The organism is Acidovorax sp. SDU_ACID1 (assembly GCF_045291395.1).
In the GTDB taxonomy this organism is placed as follows: Bacteria; Pseudomonadota; Gammaproteobacteria; order Burkholderiales; family Burkholderiaceae_C; genus MR-S7.
In genome coordinates, this window is sequence record NZ_CP152342.1 from 1,309,004 (window position 1) to 1,327,431 (window position 18,428).

At 64.4% G+C, this 18,428-nt stretch carries 12 protein-coding genes and 1 pseudogene; 4 read left to right on the plus strand and 9 right to left on the minus strand.

Annotated elements, in window-relative coordinates:
* Window positions 1–5: 5 nt before the first annotated feature.
* Entirely contained in the window at window positions 6–1,466 is a 1,461-nt protein-coding gene (locus AAG689_RS06400) for a hypothetical protein (protein ID WP_406625217.1), read from the plus strand.
* 63 nt (window positions 1,467–1,529) lie between these two features.
* On the opposite strand, the pseudogene AAG689_RS06405 reads toward AAG689_RS06400, so the two are convergent.
* The 6 genes and pseudogenes from AAG689_RS06405 to AAG689_RS06430 all read right to left on the minus strand — a co-directional run.
* Window positions 1,530–1,664: pseudogene (locus AAG689_RS06405) on the minus strand (transposase); the annotation flags it as partial.
* Window positions 1,665–2,027: 363 nt separating this feature from the next.
* A complete protein-coding gene (istB, locus tag AAG689_RS06410) occupies window positions 2,028–2,678 on the minus strand; it encodes an IS21-like element helper ATPase IstB (RefSeq protein WP_406625218.1) in 651 nt (216 codons plus the stop codon).
* Window positions 2,675–5,542, minus strand: a complete 2,868-nt coding sequence (locus AAG689_RS06415; protein ID WP_406625219.1) for a S9 family peptidase — start codon at window positions 5,540–5,542, stop codon at window positions 2,675–2,677. Before AAG689_RS06415 ends, istB begins: the two co-directional genes overlap by 4 nt.
* Window position 5,543: 1 nt before the next feature.
* Window positions 5,544–5,876: a thioredoxin gene (trxA, locus tag AAG689_RS06420; protein WP_406625220.1), complete on the minus strand. Its 333-nt coding sequence runs from the start codon at window positions 5,874–5,876 to the stop codon at window positions 5,544–5,546.
* Between the two features lie 50 nt (window positions 5,877–5,926).
* On the minus strand, window positions 5,927–7,630 hold the full coding sequence (locus AAG689_RS06425; protein WP_406625221.1) for an ABC transporter ATP-binding protein/permease: 1,704 nt from the start codon (window positions 7,628–7,630) through the stop codon (window positions 5,927–5,929).
* A 130-nt stretch (window positions 7,631–7,760) separates the two neighbouring features.
* Window positions 7,761–10,178 carry a TonB-dependent siderophore receptor gene (locus AAG689_RS06430; RefSeq protein ID WP_406625222.1) on the minus strand — a complete coding sequence of 806 codons (2,418 nt, stop codon included), beginning with the start codon at window positions 10,176–10,178 and terminating at the stop codon, window positions 7,761–7,763.
* A 353-nt stretch (window positions 10,179–10,531) separates the two neighbouring features.
* Between AAG689_RS06430 and AAG689_RS06435 the strand changes: the two genes are divergently transcribed.
* Window positions 10,532–11,992 carry a PLP-dependent aminotransferase family protein gene (locus tag AAG689_RS06435; protein WP_406625223.1) on the plus strand — a complete coding sequence of 487 codons (1,461 nt, stop codon included), beginning with the start codon at window positions 10,532–10,534 and terminating at the stop codon, window positions 11,990–11,992.
* Window positions 11,993–12,064: 72 nt separating this feature from the next.
* On the opposite strand, the gene AAG689_RS06440 is transcribed toward AAG689_RS06435, so the two are convergent.
* On the minus strand, window positions 12,065–12,301 hold the full coding sequence (locus AAG689_RS06440; RefSeq protein WP_406625224.1) for a hypothetical protein: 237 nt from the start codon (window positions 12,299–12,301) through the stop codon (window positions 12,065–12,067).
* 83 nt (window positions 12,302–12,384) lie between these two features.
* Window positions 12,385–13,302: a LysR family transcriptional regulator gene (locus AAG689_RS06445; RefSeq protein ID WP_406625225.1), complete on the minus strand. Its 918-nt coding sequence runs from the start codon at window positions 13,300–13,302 to the stop codon at window positions 12,385–12,387.
* Between the two features lie 98 nt (window positions 13,303–13,400).
* On the opposite strand from AAG689_RS06445, the gene AAG689_RS06450 reads away from it, so the two are divergent.
* The gene (locus tag AAG689_RS06450; RefSeq protein WP_406625226.1) at window positions 13,401–14,924 is read left to right on the plus strand and encodes a CoA-acylating methylmalonate-semialdehyde dehydrogenase; all 1,524 of its coding nucleotides are present in this window, start codon (window positions 13,401–13,403) and stop codon (window positions 14,922–14,924) included.
* A 149-nt stretch (window positions 14,925–15,073) separates the two neighbouring features.
* Window positions 15,074–16,675: a GMC family oxidoreductase gene (locus AAG689_RS06455; RefSeq protein WP_406626299.1), complete on the plus strand. Its 1,602-nt coding sequence runs from the start codon at window positions 15,074–15,076 to the stop codon at window positions 16,673–16,675.
* 147 nt (window positions 16,676–16,822) lie between these two features.
* Here AAG689_RS06455 and AAG689_RS06460 read toward each other — a convergent pair whose 3' ends face one another.
* Window positions 16,823–18,382: a PLP-dependent aminotransferase family protein gene (locus AAG689_RS06460; RefSeq protein WP_406625227.1), complete on the minus strand. Its 1,560-nt coding sequence runs from the start codon at window positions 18,380–18,382 to the stop codon at window positions 16,823–16,825.
* Window positions 18,383–18,428 lie beyond the last annotated feature (46 nt).

Here is an 18,428-nt window from a genome sequence, read left to right on the forward strand (position 1 = left end):
TGAGAATGACCTACTTCTTGTGGGCACTGCCGATGTTGACAGTATTTGCCGCGATCGTCAGCGGCCGTGCCAACACCACCATCGCAGCCGTCCTTGGCCTGCTGGTAGCAGTTCCCGTCACTTTGCTTCTTGGTCCGGTGGCATTTGATACAGCGCAGTTGGGTCAGGCGTTGTTGCGCGGCCTTTGGGTCGGGACGATCATTGTTCCCTACATCCTTGGTGGCTTGCTGTTCTGGCAGGTTGCAGCACGGGGGGCGTCCACTCACGCTGGAACCACGACGGCGCCAGTGCAGGTGCCCTTGGGCAATCGACGGTTGGTGTTTTTTGCCTGCTTTCTGGTAGGGCCGTTCGCCGAATCGGTAACCGGCTTCGGTGTCGGAATGCTCGGCACCGTCATGCTGATTCGCCACCTCGGATTCCGGCCCAGGCAGCTCATGGTATTTGCGTTGTTGAGCCAGACGGTCATTCCGTGGGGAGTGATGAGCAGTGCCACATTGCTGGCAGCTGCCTATGCTCGGGTGCCAGTTGTGCAGTTGGGCGTTTACTCGGTCTTGCCAGTCGCATTGCTCATGCTCATCTGGATGCCTCTGTTTTGGAGAACGGCACGCGGCGCAGGTGTGGGCGCACCACTGTCCGAACACGTCCGGGAATCCATCTGGGTAGCAGTCAGTCTGGGACTGTTGACTGTTGCCACACAATATCTGGGGCCAGAAGCGGCATTGTTGGCTGCTTATGGGCCGTTGATCGTAATTCGATACTTGCTGGATTTCCGTCCAAGGCGGAAACAGGCCATCGCTGCAGCGCGCAACGTGCTCCCGTACATCGTTCTGATCATCATGCTGGCATTGACGCGGCTGCTGCCGGATGCCAGGAACACACTCGCCACCTTGCTTGCGCTGACCCCATTCGACGATCTGCCGACCTTGTCCCCATTTTTGCATGCCGGAAGCTGGCTGATCGTGGGCACCTTCGCGACGGCTGCCGCACGCCAGCAGGTGCATGTGCTGGTGCCAGAGGCGCAGGCAGCGTGGCGAACAGGAAAGCAGGCAGTCCTCACGGTATTCCTGTTTGCCATGATCGCGGAAGTGCTCACCGCGTCGGGCATTGCCGACGCATTTGCCACTGGCACGCTTGCCGCCTTGGGAGAGAAGGCAATCCTCGTCACGCCGCTGCTTTCGGGGACGCTCAGTATCCTCACCAACAACGCCAACTCTTCCAGCATTTTGTTCCTGCCGGCACAGGTCGCCTTGGCGTCCCAAGCGGGTTTGAGCGTGCTGGCCGTTGCCACACTTCAGCACGTTACCGCAACGGCGATGTGCATCTTCTCGCCGGTGCGAATGTCCATTGCTGCCGGCCTCGCGCACGGCCACGGTCAGGAGCGCCTGGTTTACCGGGAACTTCTGCCTGCGATCATTGCGGCCTATCTTCTACTCTTGACGATGGCGGCGTGGGTCATGACCACTTAAATCCGATGCTCTCCTTTAGCCTTATCTGATCATTCTTCAAACGAACGAGTCGCGAATAAGGATTTATCCGTAAATAATATTGACGGGCAGGCTGATCTTCCGCAAGGCGATGATGGCAGCGGCTAGATGGTTTAGAGCGAGAAAGGTGTGCTCCAGCTTTTCGTAGCGCACCGGCAGCTTGCGGAATCTGTTGAACCACCTGCGCATTCCACTGATCGCGGGCACTCATTCCAGACGATGGCGGGCAGCAGTCCACGCTGATCGCGGGCAGCGTTCCACGCGATGGCGGGCAGCCGCGCGCGGCCCGGAGTGACGGCGGCGATGGTAGTGCAGGTGCCCGCGATCAGCGTGGAACGCGGGGTGTTTCGGTTATCCACGCGGCGCGCAGCGCCGGGTGGGTAACCGGGTGCGCGGCAGGCGATGAGAGCGTCTTGATGAGGTGCTTGGCAGCCTTGTCCACGGCGGCGGTCGGCGCCTGCAACGAACCGACCGCCGCGGTGGGCAAGGCGGTGCACGCGACGCCACGGTGGGCATGGCGGCGTGCTGCGCGCAGCGCAGGTGTCAGCCGACCTGGCCGACGTCCTGGGCCACGGCGTCCTCGGCGGTGCTGGCGGCGCGGCTGCGCCGCATGGACTCGCCCTTCAGCGCGATCTTGTGCGCACCGTGCACCACGCGGTCCAAGATGGCATCGGCCAGCGTGGGCTCGCCCAACCAGGCGTGCCAGGCAGTCGGCGGTAACTGGCTGGTGATGATGGTCGCACGGCTGCCCACGCGGTCGTCCAGCAACTCCAGCAGATCGCTGCGCTCGTTGGCGGCAATGGGCGTGAGCGCGAAGTCGTCCAGCACCAGCAGTTGCACGCGCGCCAGTTGGCCGAGCCGGCGCTTGAAGCTGCCGTCGCCATGGGCCACGTGCAACTCCTGCAGCAGCCGCGCGGTCCGCGTGTACAGCACGGCGTGGCCGGCGCGCGCGGCCTGGCGCGCCAGCGCGCAGGCCAGCCACGTCTTGCCGCAACCGGTGGCCCTGGTCAGCAGCACGCTGCGCCCATCGCGCACCCACTGGGCCGTGGCCAGCTCGGCCATCAGCGCCCGGTTCAGCCCGCGCGAGGCGCGCCAGTCGATGTCCTGCATGCAAGTGCTCGAGACCTTGAGCTGCGCGGCCTTGAGCAGCCGGGCCAGCTGCTTGTCGTCGCGCCAGTCGACCTCGCTGATCATCGGTCTTGAGCATCTTCCACGGTGGATTTCAGTTCCTTTTCACGCTCAACGTGGCCGACACCTTCGCTGAGCTGCAGCGAACTGCCGGGGAAATCCGGCGCTGCCCAGGGTTCACAGCGCCCGCCCAGATGGCGTGCAAGGAAGGACTCGCACAGCGCATTGAAGGACATCCGGTTCGCTTCTCGTAGGAAGCCATGGCCTTCGTCAGGGTACAAGGCGTAGCTGACTTCGATCCCATTGCTTCTCAGGGCCGCCACCATTTGTTCGGATTCCGCCTGGCGTACGCGCGGATCATTGCCGCCCTGCGCGATCAGCAGCGGCGCGCGGACGGCGGCGGCGTGATGCAATGGCGAGCGCTCGCGCAGGCGCGCTTTTCCTTCCTCCGTCCGCGGGTCGCCGATGACCCGGTATTGCCTGGCGCGGTGCGCCTCCCAATAGGCCGGAATGGAATCCAGCAAGGTTTCCAGGCTGGAAGGTCCAAAGAGGTCGATGCCGCAGGCATAGCGTTGGGGATAGCGGGTCAACGCCGACAGCACGGCGTACCCCCCGTAGCTGCCGCCAAAGATGGCCAGGCGGGCGGGGTCGGCGATTCCCCTTGCCACAGCCCAGGCCACGGCGTCTTCCAGGTCCTCGTCCATCTTTGCGCCCCATTCGCCGTCGGCCGCATTGACGAAGGCTTTGCCGAAGCCCGTGGAGCCCCGGAAATTGACGCTCAACACCGCATAGCCCCGGTTGGCGAGCCACTGGTGCATTGGCTTGTAGCCGAAGGTATCGCGCGACCACGGACCGCCGTGCACCAGCAGCACCATCGGCAGGGGCGCGGCGGCGCGTAGCTCGCCGGCTTCCGATTCCACGGGCAGCGTGAGGTAGGACACGAGGTTCAGTCCGTCGCGCGAACCGATTACCGCGGGCTGCATGCGGGCCAGCCGGACGCCGGACAGTCGAGGGCGCACATCCAGCAAGTGGGTCAGCGACCGGCCAGCGCGGTCGTAGAGCCAGACGGCCGGCGGCGCAACGTCGCTTGACACGTTGATCAGCCAGAGGCTGTCATCTTCGGTATGGCCGCTCAGACGCCACTCGCCTTGTACGCTCGCCGACAGGAAATCGACGTCGCCCTTCAGCGCATCGTCCAGCACGCGCAGCCGGTACCGGTCATAGGTCACGCCGCAGGCAAGCGGCCGGTAATCGCGCGGATCGCTGAGGATGCCACCAATATCGGCGCGATCGTCCTCGGCCAGTACCGTCGTCTCCCCGCTTTCCAGGTCGATGGCACACAGCGCGGCGGTGTTCCTCCCCCGGCTGTCGAAGAAGTAGAGTGTCCGGCCGTCGGCGCTCAGGTGGGAGGGGCCGGAACCGCGGGTATCTTCGTGCGCCAACTGGATCCAGGGCTGCCAGCAGCCATCGGCATCGGGTCGCAGGATGAGGCTGCCGCCATCGGCCAGACTTCGGGCCGCCAGCCGAACGCGGTAGTGGTCGTCGAGCAGGTAGCCCGCGAAGCCGGTGTTTTCCTGCAGCAGGGTCAGCTTGCCGCTGGCCAGCTCCAGCAGGTAGAGGTCTGGATAGCGTGGGTCGCGCTCGTTGAGCGTGATGACGATCTCGGCGCGGCGTACGCGACTGACGGCCTGGATCGAGGTGCGCACCCCTGGCTTGAGGGGCGTGAGTTCACGGCTGCCGCCGCTGCCGGCGTCGCCGGCGAAGAGGCGCCAGTTCTCGTCACCGTCATGGTCCTGCGCATACAGGAGCGTGCCGGGCAGGTAGGACCAGCTGAACTGCTGAATGCCGCGGCGCCGGTCGAAGGTGATCTGGCGGGTCGCCCCGGGATTCGCGCGCGGCGCGGCCCAGACGTTCATGACGCCTTCGTCGTCGGCGAGCCAAGCCAGCCACTGGCCATCCGGGCTGATGCGGATGAGCCCGCGCGCCGGATTGGCGAACAGATCGGCCCTTGGGATCAGGGCCGGCGGCTCTGGCGCCACGCCTTGCATGGCTGCGGCCCACAGCAGGTCCAGGCCGATGTCCCATTGCCGCGCAGCCTGGGCCTTCCTATACCGGCCGGGCAGCATCGCATGGTCGTACAACGCCGGGTCCTGCTCGCGCAGCAGCTTGAAAACGTCGATGTGTTCGTGCTCCTGACCAGGCAGGGCCTGCGCCTTGGCCTGGCGATGAAGTTCCTCCAGCCTTTGCCGGACGCGCTGCTCATCGTCTGCCGTCCAGCCTGGCGGATCGCTCCTGGCAGCGCGCGCGCTGCTCGCCCATGCCCATTGCCGCAAGGTGTCGGAGACGGCGGTGCGCGAGGTCCGTGGATCCCAGGCGGCAGCCTCGATGACCGCGCCGAGGGCAGCCTCGACGTCCGTCTTGGCGAAGCCGTCGGTCTCTTGGACAGCCTGCCGGCGCACGCGCCGCCACTCCGCTGGCTCGACGCGATCGCCCCGGAGGCAGGCGAGATGCAGCGCGGCCACGGCCTGCAGTATGCCGGCCAGAGGCTCGGCGCGAGCCTGCGCGAACGAGGCCAATCCATGTGCCGGGTCTAGCAGCAGTACGAGAATGCAGCGGCTACCAGCCAGGGACAGGTCGATTCCGGCGGGCACGGCCTCGAGCAGTGCGACGGCGCGCCGGATCCCCGCGGCCAGATCCGGCGTGTTGGCCAGCACGCCGTCGAGCGCCAGCGCGAGCCACGCCGGCAAGCCCAGGCACGGCTGCCATTGCTCAACGTCCTCGCTTTGCAGCAGGCTGCCCACGAGACTGCCCGTCCTCCCGTCCCAGTGGATAGGGCGTGCAGACCATTGCCCTGCCTGCTTGAGCGTCCGCAGGCGATCCATGGTGCGCTGTTTGCAGTCCGGGTCGGCCTTGTAGGCAAGCAATGTCATCTCAAGTCTCCAGGTGCCGGTCGAGCAGTTGCGCGATGCGGGTCTTGGAGACCAGCCCGGGCAGGCGTTCGCGTTCGATGCCGTCGGCGAACAGAATCATTGTGGGCAGTCCTTTCACGCCCAACCGTGCGGCGATCTCTTGGTTTTCGTCCGCGTTGAGTTTTCGAATGCGAACCTCGCCCGCGTACTCCCCTGCCACGTCGTCGAGGATGGGTAGCAGTTGCTTGCATGGACCGCACCACTCGGCCCAGAAGTCGACCAGAACCAGGCCGTCGGCCTGCAATACCTCGTGGTCGAAGCTGGATGTCGTGACGGAAAGCACCTTGTTGGTCATGGAATAAGCGATCTCTGAAGGCAAGACTGAAGGAAATGGAAGAACGACGCTCAAGCGGAGATTGCCGCCGTAGCCGGAGGACCGGATTCCGGTCCAGATCCCGGGGCGATCTCGAACACATGATCGTGGAAGCTGGCCAGCGATTCACGGTGGGCCACGCTGACGATGGCAGTTGCGGGCAGGCGCTCGATCAGCGTCCCGTAAAGGGCGCGCTCGCTCGCGGGATCGAGCGCGCTGGTGGCTTCGTCCAGGAAGAGGAAGTCGGGCTTGTGCAGCAGGGCGCGGGCAATCGCCAGGCGCTGCTGTTCGCCGCCGGACAGCTTCTGCTGCCAGCGAGCCTGCTCGCCGAGCGTCCCGGCCAGACCGTCGAGCTGGACTGCCGTCAACACCTCGAGGCAGGTCTGATCATCGAACGACTGCTCATCGCCGGGATAGCACAACCCCTCCTTCAGCGTTCCATAGGGGATGTAGCTGCGCTGAGGCAGGAACATCAGCTGGTCGCCGGGCGGAACGTGCACCTTCCCGCGGCCGTAGGGCCACATGCCGGCGATCGCGCGCAGCAGCGTGCTTTTGCCGGCCCCGGAGGGGCCGCGGATCAGCCAGCGCTCGCCGCGTCCGACCTGCAGTGTCGGTACGCTGGCGATGTGGCCGCCATCAGGACGGGACAGCGCCACGGCTTCGGCGCGGACTTCCGAGCCAGCTTGGCGGGCGATCGCGATGTGCCGCGGCAGGTGTTCCGCCTGGTGGATGGCGGCCGAGAGGTCGCGCAAGCGGTTGCCGACGGCGCGCCATTCGGCGAACCCCACATAGGCCTGTGTGAAGAAAGACAGGCTGCTGTTGAGCGTGTTGAACGCGCCAGTGATCCGGGTGACGTCCCCCAGGCTGATCGCGCCGGATAGATAGCGCGGCAGGGCGCCGACGGTCGGCAAGATGGAGCCGGCCTGGACGTACATGTCTCGCGCCAGGACCATTTTGCACGTCCGAATCATCACGTCGCGCCAATTGCTCTTGACGTTCTCGAAGGCGCCGATCAGCCGCCGGTATTCACGCTCCCCGCCGTCATAGAAGGCGATCTGCTCCGCGTTCTCACGCAGTTGCATGCCGCGATAGCGGAAATCGGCCTCCACGGTCTGCCGGCGGTTGAACAGCCCGATCAGAGGCCGGCCGACCAGGTGGGAGATCAGCAGGCCGCCCAATGCGTAGGCGTAGGCGATGTAGACCATGTAGCCGGGAATCGCGAAGTCGCGTCCACCCACGCTGAACTCCAGCGTCCCGGACAGCGTCCACAGCACGACAGTGAAGGTGACGGTGGTCACCACTACCCGGATCGTGCCAAGCGTGAGCGTCAGGGTCAGCTGAATGAACTGCTCGACATCTTCGGCGATGCGCTGGTCGGGGTTGTCCACGCGGCCATCGCGCTCGATGCCGTAGAAAGCGCGATGGCGGGTCCAGGCTTGCAGGTACCACGTGGTCATCCAGCTGCGCCACTGATACTTGAGGATCTCATAGCCCAGGTACCCTGACAGCAGCCGCATCAAGACCCCCAACCCGCTGACGCCGAGCGCCAGCAGCAGCACCTGCCACAGGCCCTCCCACTTGCGCGCGACCATCGCATCGACGACCTGACCATCGAGCTGGTTCTCCCAGACCGAGATGTAGACGCCGGTGAACATGAGCACCAGCAGAACCGTCAGGAGAATCCAGCCTTTCCAGCTTTGGCGGGACTTCCAGTAGGGCAGGAGGATGCCCAGCACGCTTGGACGCTGGTCGGAAGAAGGCACAGGCTTCATACGCCGGCGCCGTCCTTGCAGCAAAGATGCCGGCGCTGCTCGCGGGCGACTTGGGTTCGGATGGACGGCATGTTATCGAACGTGTTTTGGAGCATCAGAGGCTCATGCGGAATGTCAGAGTCGCCGTGCGTCCCGGTTGGACCGGGACATAGAGCGTGGAATTTGAGTAGCCATACAGCTCTCGGTCGAATAGGTTCTTCACGCCAAGGCGCAGCGACCAGTTGTCGCGCACATAGGAAATGCCGGCATCCACCCGTGCGCCGCCCGGCGCCATGGGGTCGCTCGCCAGCGTGCCGATGCGCGCCGTGCTGTATGCCGTCAGGCCCGCCGAGACGCCGAAGCCGCGCAGGGCCTCGGACTGAAAGTCGTAGGTGGTCCACAGGCTGGTCTGGTGGCGCGGTTGCGCGCCCGAAAGCCTGGTACCGTCGGTCAGGTCCTTGTCCTGGATGTAGGTGTAGTTGAACAGCAGGTTCCATCCCGCGGTCAACTGGCCGGAACTCTCGAGTTCGAGGCCCCGAATGCGCCGGCCGTCGCGCTGGGCATAGCAGTTGTCGGCGCGATTGAGTTCCAGGCGATTGCTTTGATCCAGCTGGAAGAGCGCGGCGCTGAAACCGAATGCGCCATCTTCCGAGCCGTGCTTGAAGCCGATCTCCTTGTTCACGGTCTCTATCGGATCGAAGTCGGTGCCGCCGCCGCACGGCCTGACGGTGACGAACTGCGGTGAGAACCCTTCGGCATAGCTCGCGTACACCGACGAGGTCGCGCTCAGGTTGTACACCAGGCCCGCGTTCGGCGTGGTCTGCGACATCGACCGCTTCTCCTCGGAGGTGACGCGATTGCTCAGCGGCTGGATGTTCTGGAACGGACCGCTGTCGTACTTTGTCCTGCGCAGGCCCAGCGTGGCGCTCCAGTTCCCGAGCCGGATTACGTCCTGGACGAACAGTGCGCGCTGCTCGCTCTCGGTCGAATAGATGCTTTGCAGCGTGCTGGCATCGCGCACCAACCTGACGAACGGGAACTGCTCGTCTTGGTATACGGGGACCGACTGGCCACTGCCCGAATAGCCGTAGACGTTGGTGCGCCGGCTGGTGTGATTGATGCCGGTCGACAGCGTGTGCGCCAGCGGGCCCGTGGCGAAGCTCAGGCGCAGATAGTGATCGCCGCTTGTGCTCCGGTAGTTCTGGCGGTCGCTGGTGTTGCCGTAGCTCAGGATCATGTTCGCGGTGCTGATCGGAAAGCGCGGCTGAAACAGGCTCAGGTCCTGCATCGTCAAGGTGCGCTGCAGGCGGCTCACCACCGTGACGGAAGGCGAAAAAGCGTGCTCCAGGCTATAGAAAACCGCCTTGCTGCGCAGGCGCACCCCGGCATCCTTGGCGCCCAGGCGCATTTTGGGGATGGGCTGAATGGCGCCGTTGAGCGCGAACGTATAGAGCCCCTGCCGGGACAGGGAGTCGTCGTAGGAGGCGCCCACGTTCAGATCGGTGGCATCGTCCTTCCAGCGCAGCTGCGCCGACAGGTAGTCGTTCTCGGCGCCGTCGTACCGGGCCACGCTGCGGTCGGCTCTCGCCGTGGCGCCGATGAGACGGAAGCTGAGCTTCTTGTTTTCGGTGACCGCCCCGGCCAGATCCACCGAGCCGCGCTTGTCGCCGAACGACCCGTACTGCAAGGCTACGTCGCGCACCCGCTCCGCTGTCGGCTTCTTAGTGACGATGTTGACGGCGCCGCTCAGCGAGTCGCCGCCCGAAAGGATCGCCTGAGGACCTTTGAGCACCTCGAGCCGATCGATGCTCGCGATGTTGGTAGCGCTGGAGAAGGGGTCGGTCACGCCATTGGACAGGGTGCTGGCCTGGCTGAAGCCGCGAATGGTGTAGGTCGGCAGGCTCTGCGCGTTTTCACGCGTCACGACGCCGGCGACGTTCTGAAGCACCTCCTGCACGCTTTGCGCCTGCTGGGTCTCGATCACCTTGGCCGTCACGATGGTCACGGCCTGCGGTACATCGAGCAGATCGGCATCGCTGCGAGTCGATGTTTCGGACCGTGATGCCCGGAAGCCGGTCTCCGCTTCGCCGCGCGTCGCGGTGACCGTCACGGCGTGCATCTGAGGCACGAACACCGCCACGTCGCCGTTGGCCAGCGTGGTCATCGTCAGGCCGCTTTGCGCGATTGCTTCCTGCACCGCCGTTGAGACGTGCCGGCGTCCCTGGATGGCTGGAGCCTCTCGACCCTGCACGTCGCGGGTCTCGAAGCGGATGCTCCGGCCTGTTATCCGGGCAATTTCCCTGAGTGTGGCGGCCAGTGGCCCTGCCGGGATCGCGTAGTCGTGGACCGCTTTCTCGCCCTGGCTTGCGGACGACACGGCCGATGAGGCCTGCGCGAACAACGGCGGGCTCACGCCCAGCAGGGCTGTGCAAAGCGCAGTCATGACGAAACCATGGGACACCGCGGTTGTCGAAGCGACCGCTCTTAACTCATCTGTTCTGAACACATTGCCCTCCGACAATTGCTTATGCATGTGTTTCGCTGTCCTTTGCGATCAACTGTCACACACAAAATTGTTTTCAATTGAAAACCACAGAGCTCTATGTTCAGCTACTTTTACAGGTAGATGTTATAAAATAATAGAATATACATACTCCTTCTGGACGTTCTTTATAGCATCTGTTTGATACAGTTCTGAAGATATGAAAAATCGTAGCTGGATATGCATGTGGTGTTCTGGTCAGTTGGGGCCTTGAGTAGAACACTTTGCGTCAATGGGCTATAATCCATCGGGTTCAACGCCGCCTATCGGCTGCGCTACTCCTCCCGGGGTTGGTCTCATCGGCCCTGCTGGCTCGTGGCGCGGTTCCCTGACTTTGGAGACCTATGACCCGATCCCGCACCAAGACCGGCACCCGTGCCGGGATGGGCGATTCCGCCACTCGGGCGCGCTCGCTGGTCAATAGGCTGTCCAGCGAGGTCCTGCGCCGCATTCACGAGGGCGCGCTGCCGGTGGGGACGCGCCTGCCTTCCGTGCGGGGATACGCCAAGGAGTGCGGCGTCAGCAACGAGACCGTGCTGCGCGTGTACGACAATCTGGTGGCCCTCGGGTACCTGGAAGCGCGCCGAGGGGCGGGCTTCTTCGTCGTGCGCAACCGGATCGAATCGGATACACCCCGTGCGGCCTGGTCCGGTAATCTCAGGCCGGACGAGGCGTGGCTGCGTGTCCTGTTCGAGAGCGGCGCAGACAGCACGGGCCTGGGATCTGGACTTCTGCCCGCTGACTGGCTGGACCAGCCAGCCATCGGCAAGGCGCTTCAAACTCTCTCGGCAGGTCCGGCCCAGTTCCTTTCGGGCTACGCGGATCCAGGTGGATACTGGCCGTTGCGGGAACAGCTGCGGCTGAAACTGCATGAGCAGGGCATCCCGGCGAAGTCGTCGCAGATCATCACAACGGCAGGGGCCACCGATGCGCTGCACCTCACCATCTGGGCGAACTTCTTTCCCAGGAACTACGTCCTTGCCGAAGACCCGGGGCCGTTCCTGCAGATCCAGAGAATCCTGGCCGGCGGCATGGAGGTCATGCGCGTACCGCGCCTCGAGGACGGGCCGGACCTGGAGGCCTTGCAGGCGGCATGCGAGAAGCACAAGCCGCGCGCGTTCTTCTGCAGCTCCGTGATGCAGAACCCCACGTCGACCAGCCTGACCCCTTACAAGGCCCATCAGGTCCTGAAGATCGCCGAAGCCCACGACCTGCTGATCATCGATGACGACACCTATGGGGATCTGCTACCGCCGGCCGCGGCCGGCAGCGTGGGGCGCCTGGCGGCCCTGGACCAACTGGACCGGGTGATCCATATCGGCAGCTTCTCCAAGACGGTGGCGCCCGGCCTGCGTTCCGGTTTCCTGGCGGCCAGCCCTCGACAGATCGAGCGCATCTTGCTCTATCGCACAGTCGGGGCCATTCATGGCACCCCGCTGACCGACCTGTTGATGCACCACCTGTTGGCGAGCGGACGGTACCGGTCCCATTGCGAGGCCGTGCGCACACGGCTGGATGCAGCGCGCGGCCCGGTACAGGACGCCCTTGCTGCGCTGGGGTGCCGCATTGCGCCCATGGCGTCCGGCATGTATCTCTGGGCCTCTCTGGGGCCAGGGGTCGACGCCCTCGCAGTGTCCCGGAAACTGGCTCCCTTGGGTATCCAAACCGCGCCGGGTCCCGTGTTCTCCCGCGCGCCAGAGCACACCTCGCACATGAGGTTCAATGTCGCGTTCGCCGAGACCAGCACGGACTGGGCGAAACCGCTGGCCGAAGCCATCGAGGCATCCAGAATGCCTAGCCCTTAGCGGTTGTTCCCCGCTACTTGGTGGGTTGGGCATGGTCGCCAATCCCGTCTCAGGGATCTGCAACAAGCAACGCTAGCGCGGCTCGCGCATCAACCGCGCCGCCAGCGTCTCCCAGGCCTTCATGGCCTCGACCTGGGCACTGTCCATCTCGCTGCGGATCTCGGTCACCGTTTCCAGGTGGCCCGCTTCGGCTTCTTCCCAGATGAAGTAGCGGCGCAGCCGGTGCGGCTCGCCCTGGGCGAACACGATGGTCCCGAACAGGGCCGGATCGCGGTCTGGGAAAGGATTGTGGTCCAGGCCCAGGAACACCGTTGGCAGGAGGATGGACCACCTCAACTCACGTCGCTACACACCACGCGGCCGCGTAGCACTCGCGTCCTAAAGTGATTGCACTAGGCCCATACCGTTTCGAGCGCGCCCCAGGCGGCAGCGATGACCGGTTCTGCCATGCGCTCGGCCCGGCAGACAAAGCTTAGCTCGCAGTCGAGTGACACGCGGTCGGCGACGGCCAGGCCCCGGGCCTGCGCCTCGCGGATCGCGATCGAATCGCGCACCAGCGACAGGCCCACGCCGCTGCGCACCAAGTCGAGCATTGAGGCCTCCTGGTCGACCAGCGCCACGCGACGCGGCTCGAGGCCAGTGACAGAACCGGACCCGAACACGCGGCGCTGCAGGCGGTTGTGCACGCTGGACGGCGGCGTGCCCAGCCATGGCAGCGCCGCCAGGGCCTTCCAGTCTTTGCCGCGCACCTGCGGCCCCCAGCCTTTGGGCGCGAGCACGCGGTAGGTGAAGCGCGTGAGCACCTTGCGCGCCCAGGGCGCCCCTACTGGATCGTCGGGCAGGTCGAGGAAGAAGCCCACGTCGAGCTGGCCGCTGTCGATGAGGGCCAGGACCTCGCCGCTCATGTTCTGGTGCAGCACCGTGTCGATCTGCGGGCTCGACTCGACCAGGTGGTGCAGAAAGCTCCCCAGGCGCGTGAACTCGGGGTCGAGGATCGTCCCGATGCGCAGGCTTCCGCGCACCGCTGTGTGGAGCGCGGCCGCGGCGCTGGCGAACTCGCCCAGCCCGGCAAGCGCCTTGTCGGCCAGCGGCAGCAGCGCGGCGCCGTCGGGTGTCAGTGCCATGCCTTGCGGCGTGCGCTGGAACAGCTTGAGCCCGGTGACCTCGGCCAGGGCCTTGAGTTGCAAGCTGACTGCGGGCTGGCTCAGGTGCAGCCGTTCGGCCGCGCGCGACACGTTGCCCTCGCGCGCCACGATGGTGAAGGCGCGCAGGGCCTGGGGGTCGACGGGCAGATGAGGCCGGGACGGCATGTCTACCATTATTTGTGATCCTTATTGAATATTGGGCAATTTTTCATTGGATTTATTCGTTTTTCCTGTTGAAACTAACGGCTTTACAGGAGACCATTATGAGCATTTCCAATATTAATCACTTCATCGGCGGTGCGGTGGTTACGGGCACCTCGACCCGTGCGCAGGACATCACCAACCCCGCCACTGGCCGTGTGACTGGCCGCGTGGCGCTGGCCAATCGCGCTGACGTGGATGCTGCTGTGGCCGCCGCGCAGGCGGCCTTCCCCAGGTGGGCCGATACGCCGCCGATCCGCCGAGCCCGCGTGCTGTTCAAGTTTCTGGAATTGCTCAACCGCTACAAGGATGAACTCGCCCATGCGATCACCGCCGAGCACGGCAAGGTGTTCACCGATGCGCAGGGTGAGGTCACGCGTGGCATCGAAATCGTCGAGTTCGCCACGGGCATCCCGCAGCTGCTCAAGAGCGACTTCACCGACCAGGTCTCCACCAACATCGACAACTGGACGCTGCGCCAGCCGCTCGGCGTGGTGGCGGGCGTGACGCCCTTCAATTTCCCGGTGATGGTGCCGGCCTGGATGTTCCCGGTGGCCATCGCGGCGGGCAACACCTTCGTGCTCAAGCCCAGTCCGATCGACCCCACGCCCTCACTGCTGTTCGCCGACCTGCTCAAGCAGGCTGGCCTGCCCGATGGTGTGTTCAACGTCGTGCAGGGCGACAAGGAGGCGGTGGACGCGCTGATCGAACACCCCGACGTGCGGGCCGTCAGCTTCGTCGGTTCTACACCGATCGCCAATTACATCTACGAGTCCGGCGCGAAGCACGGCAAGCGCGTGCAGGCCCTGGGCGGTGCGAAGAACCATTTGGTGGTCTTGCCCGACGCCGATCTCGACCAGGTGGTGGACGCGCTGATCGGCGCAGCCTACGGCTCCGCCGGCGAGCGCTGCATGGCGATCTCGGTGGCAGTGCTGGTGGGCGACGTGGCCGACCGTGTCGTACCCAAGCTCGTCGAGCGCACCCACAACCTCAAGGTGCTCGACGGTGAGGACCTCACGGCCGAGATGGGGCCGATCGTCTCGCGCGCCGCGCACGAGCGAATCAGCAATTACATCGCGCTGGGCGTGCAGGAAGGTGCGCAACTGCTGGTGGATGGCCGCGGCTTCGACGGCAAGGCCGCCGGCGCGGGCACGCGCACCGATACCTCGGGCGGTTTCTGGCTGGGCGGTACGCTGTTCGACCACGTGACGCCCGAGATGCGCATCTACAAGGAAGAGATCTTCGGTCCCGTGCTGGCCGTGGTGCGCGTCAACGACTTCGCCGAAGCGGTGAACCTCATCAACGCCCACGAGTTTGGCAACGGCGTGAGCATCTACACGCGTGACGGGCACGCGGCGCGCGAGTTCGGCCGCCGTATCCAGGTAGGCATGGTCGGTATCAACGTGCCGATCCCGGTGCCGATGGCGTGGCACGGCTTCGGCGGTTGGAAGAAGAGCCTGTTCGGCGACACCCATGCCTATGGCGAGGAGGGGGTGCGCTTCTACACCAAGCAGAAGTCCATCATGCAGCGCTGGCCCCAGAGCATTGCCAAGGGCGCCGAGTTCGCCATGCCTACGGCCAAGTAAGGCTTTCCGGCGCGTCGACAGTGCTTGCTTCCGTTCATGGGAGCGGCGCAGTGGCATCAACAAGAAAATGACATGGAAGCGAGACAAGCGTGAGCACGAACACCAGCTTCGACTACATTGTCATCGGCGCCGGTTCGGCCGGTTGCCTGATGGCCAATCGCCTATCGGCCAACCCGCACAAACGGGTGTTGCTCATCGAGGCTGGGGGCAAGGACGACTACCACTGGATCCATATCCCGGTGGGTTATCTCTACTGCATTGGCAACCCGCGCACCGACTGGTGCTACCAGACCGAGCCGGACACCGGCCTGAACGGCCGCACGCTGCGCTACCCGCGCGGCAAGACGCTGGGTGGCAGCTCCAGCATCAACGGCATGATCTATATGCGCGGCCAGGCACGTGACTACGACCAATGGGCCGAATTCACCGGAGACGACACCTGGTGCTGGGATCAGGTCCTGCCTGCCTTCAAGCGCCATGAGAACCACTTCCTGGGCGACGAGGAAAATGCTGCCAAGCGCGACGCTGCTTTTTCGGACTTCCATGGCCACGGTGGCGAATGGCGTGTGGAGAATCAGCGGTTGCGTTGGGATATCCTCGACGCCTTCGCCGAGGCCGCGCAGCAGGCGGGAATCCCGGCCACAGCCGATTTCAACCGGGGCGACAATGAGGGAGTGGGGTACTTCCAGGTGAACCAGAAGGCAGGTTGGCGCTGGAACACGGCCAAGGCTTTTCTGCGGCCGACTTGTCACACCCGGCCGAACTTCGCGCTTTGGAGCAAGGCGCAGGTCACGCGCCTACTCACACAATGCGAGGCCGATGGCAGCGTACGTTGTACCGGGGTGGAGGTCTGGGACGGCAAGCAGCAGGTGTCGGTGAATGCCGCCGAGGAGGTGGTGCTGTGTGCGGGGGCAATTGGCTCACCACAACTGCTGCAACTGTCTGGGATCGGCCCGGCCGCACTGTTGCGCCAGCATGGTATTGAGGTGGTTTCCGACTTGCCCGGCGTGGGGGCGAACCTACAGGACCACTTGCAGATTCGCACGGTCTTCAAGATCAACGGAGCGGACACACTCAACGTGCTGGCCTCTACGCTTATAGGCAAGACCCGCATCGGGCTTGAATACCTGTTCAAGCGCAGCGGACCGATGAGCATGTCGCCGTCGCAGCTCGGAGCGTTCACCCGAAGTGATCCGGGCCAGCGCTACCCCAACCTCGAATACCACGTACAGCCGCTCAGCTTGGATGCTTTCGGCGACCCGCTGCACGCTTTCCCCGCATTCACTGCAAGCGTGTGCAATCTCAACCCGACCAGCCGCGGCACGGTGCAGATTCGAAGCCATGATCCTCAGGTGGCGCCGGCCATCGCGCCCAACTATCTCAGCACGGCCGAGGACCGCCGCGTCGCGGCCGATAGCCTGCGCGTGACGCGCCGTATCGTGTCGCAGCCTGCACTCGCCCCTTATCGACCCGAAGAGTTCAAGCCCGGGCGCCAGTACCAAACCGATGAGGAACTCGCACGGCTGGCTGGCGACATCGCCAGCACTATCTTTCACCCTGTGGGCACTACTACGATGGGGCGTGCAGACGACCCCGCAGCAGTGGTCGACAGCCACTTGCGCGTGCGCGGCGTTGCCGGACTGCGTGTGGTTGATGCGGGCGTGATGCCAACTATTGTTAGTGGCAATACCAATAGTCCAACGCTCATGATCGCAGAGAAGGCCGCGAGTTGGATTCTTGCTGGACAATAGGGAGTCGGAGTGGAGTAGACCATGACAAGGGCCGGCTTTTATCGATCGGTGGTCCTCCGCGCAGCAGACACAATCCGGTGACAGGGAAGAACGCTGGCAGCCATAGATAATGGTGGTGGAAGATGCGAGTGATAGGGTGTTGCAGGCTTAGAGGAGAGTTGATGGCCCGCGGATTCTCATCGCTAAGCCAGCTCGCTTGCGGGCCTGCGGCGTTGGTGGGGAAGACGCTGCAGCAATGATGGCTGCGAGCCGCTTCGCGGCGCTCATGATTTGCTCCGTTGGGAATGCTCCCAGGCCCAGCACCAGGCCAGAGCGCCGGTTGTTTTGCGCACACATGGGCGACAGCGGGCGAACCGCCACGCCAGCGCGGGCTGCTTCGATGGCGACGGCTTCGTCGTCGATATGCGGGGCCAGCCAGAGCACCGAGTGCATGCCTTGGTCGCTGGGTTGCAGCCATGCTAAGTCACTGGGAAGCACATCTTCTAGGATCTGCGAGAGCTGGGTGCGACATTCCGCGTAGACGCCACGGATGCGTCGGATGTGCCGGTCCAGATGACCCTCTCCGATGAAGGCCGAAAGCACATGCTGGTCCGCGCTTGGCGGGTGCCGATCCAGCAGGGCGCGTGCACCGCAGAATGCATCGACGAGGCGCGGTGGGACGATGGCGTAGCCCAGCCGCAACGAGGGGAAGAGGATCTTGCTGAAGGTTCCGAGGTAGATGACGCGATCCGGATCAAGGCCCTGCAGCGACGGGAAGGGGTGCCCGGCGTATCGCAACTCGCTGTCGTAGTCGTCCTCCACGACCCAAGCTGCGTTGGAACGCGCCCAATGCAGCAACGCATTGCGCCGGGCCATGCTCATAGGCATGCCCAGCGGATACTGATGCGATGGGGTAACGAAGGCGGCCCGCGCGTCGGGCTGTAGTCGCAAGCCAGCTTCGATGTCCATGCCTTCGGCATCTACCGGAACGCGAACCATGCGGCCCTTGGGCTCCAGGGTTTCCAGGATCGCTGTGATCCCTCGATAGGCTGGATCCTCCACCCAGGCCGTATCCTCGCTTCCGAGCAGTACCAGGCAGGCAAGATACAGGCCCTGCTGTGTGCCCGTTGTCACGATGATTTGTTCAGGCTCGCAGTGAACCGAGCGTGATCGCCGGACGTAGTCGGCGATCGCCTTGCGTAAGGGGAGGACGCCCTGGGGATCGCCGTATCCGTCTGGGGCGCCTTTCCCATGTGAGCGAATGCGATTGCCAAGGCGACGCCACACAAGACCAGGTGCTGCCGGACCCACGGGCACTGAAATGGCGAATGGCACGGGCGGCAACGGCATGAACTGCCGGGCAACCTGAGCAAAGGCGCTGGCTGGAGACGGTAGCGGCGGCTGCTTGCCCCGCATAGATCCTTTGCGTGGTCCAGATGGCGTGCGCTGCGTACCGGCCAGGGATAGTGCGACTCGGGTACTGGCGCCCGGGCGGGAGTCAAGGAAGCCTTCCGCTTGCAGCTGTTCGAACGCTTCAACAACCGTACCGCGTGCAACACCTAAGGATTTAGCGAGAGCCCGTGTCGAGGGTAGCAATTCGCCGGGTTTGATATCCCCGCCTCTAACGGCTTCGCGCAGCTTTTGTGCCAGTTGGCGACCCAGAGGGCCGGCGTTGCGATCCAACTCGCCGATCGACGGTATATGAGGGGACTTGGCGGTCCTTGCCATTTTTTCTGGTCCTGAAAAATAGACGGAAACTGGACCAGTTATGTAA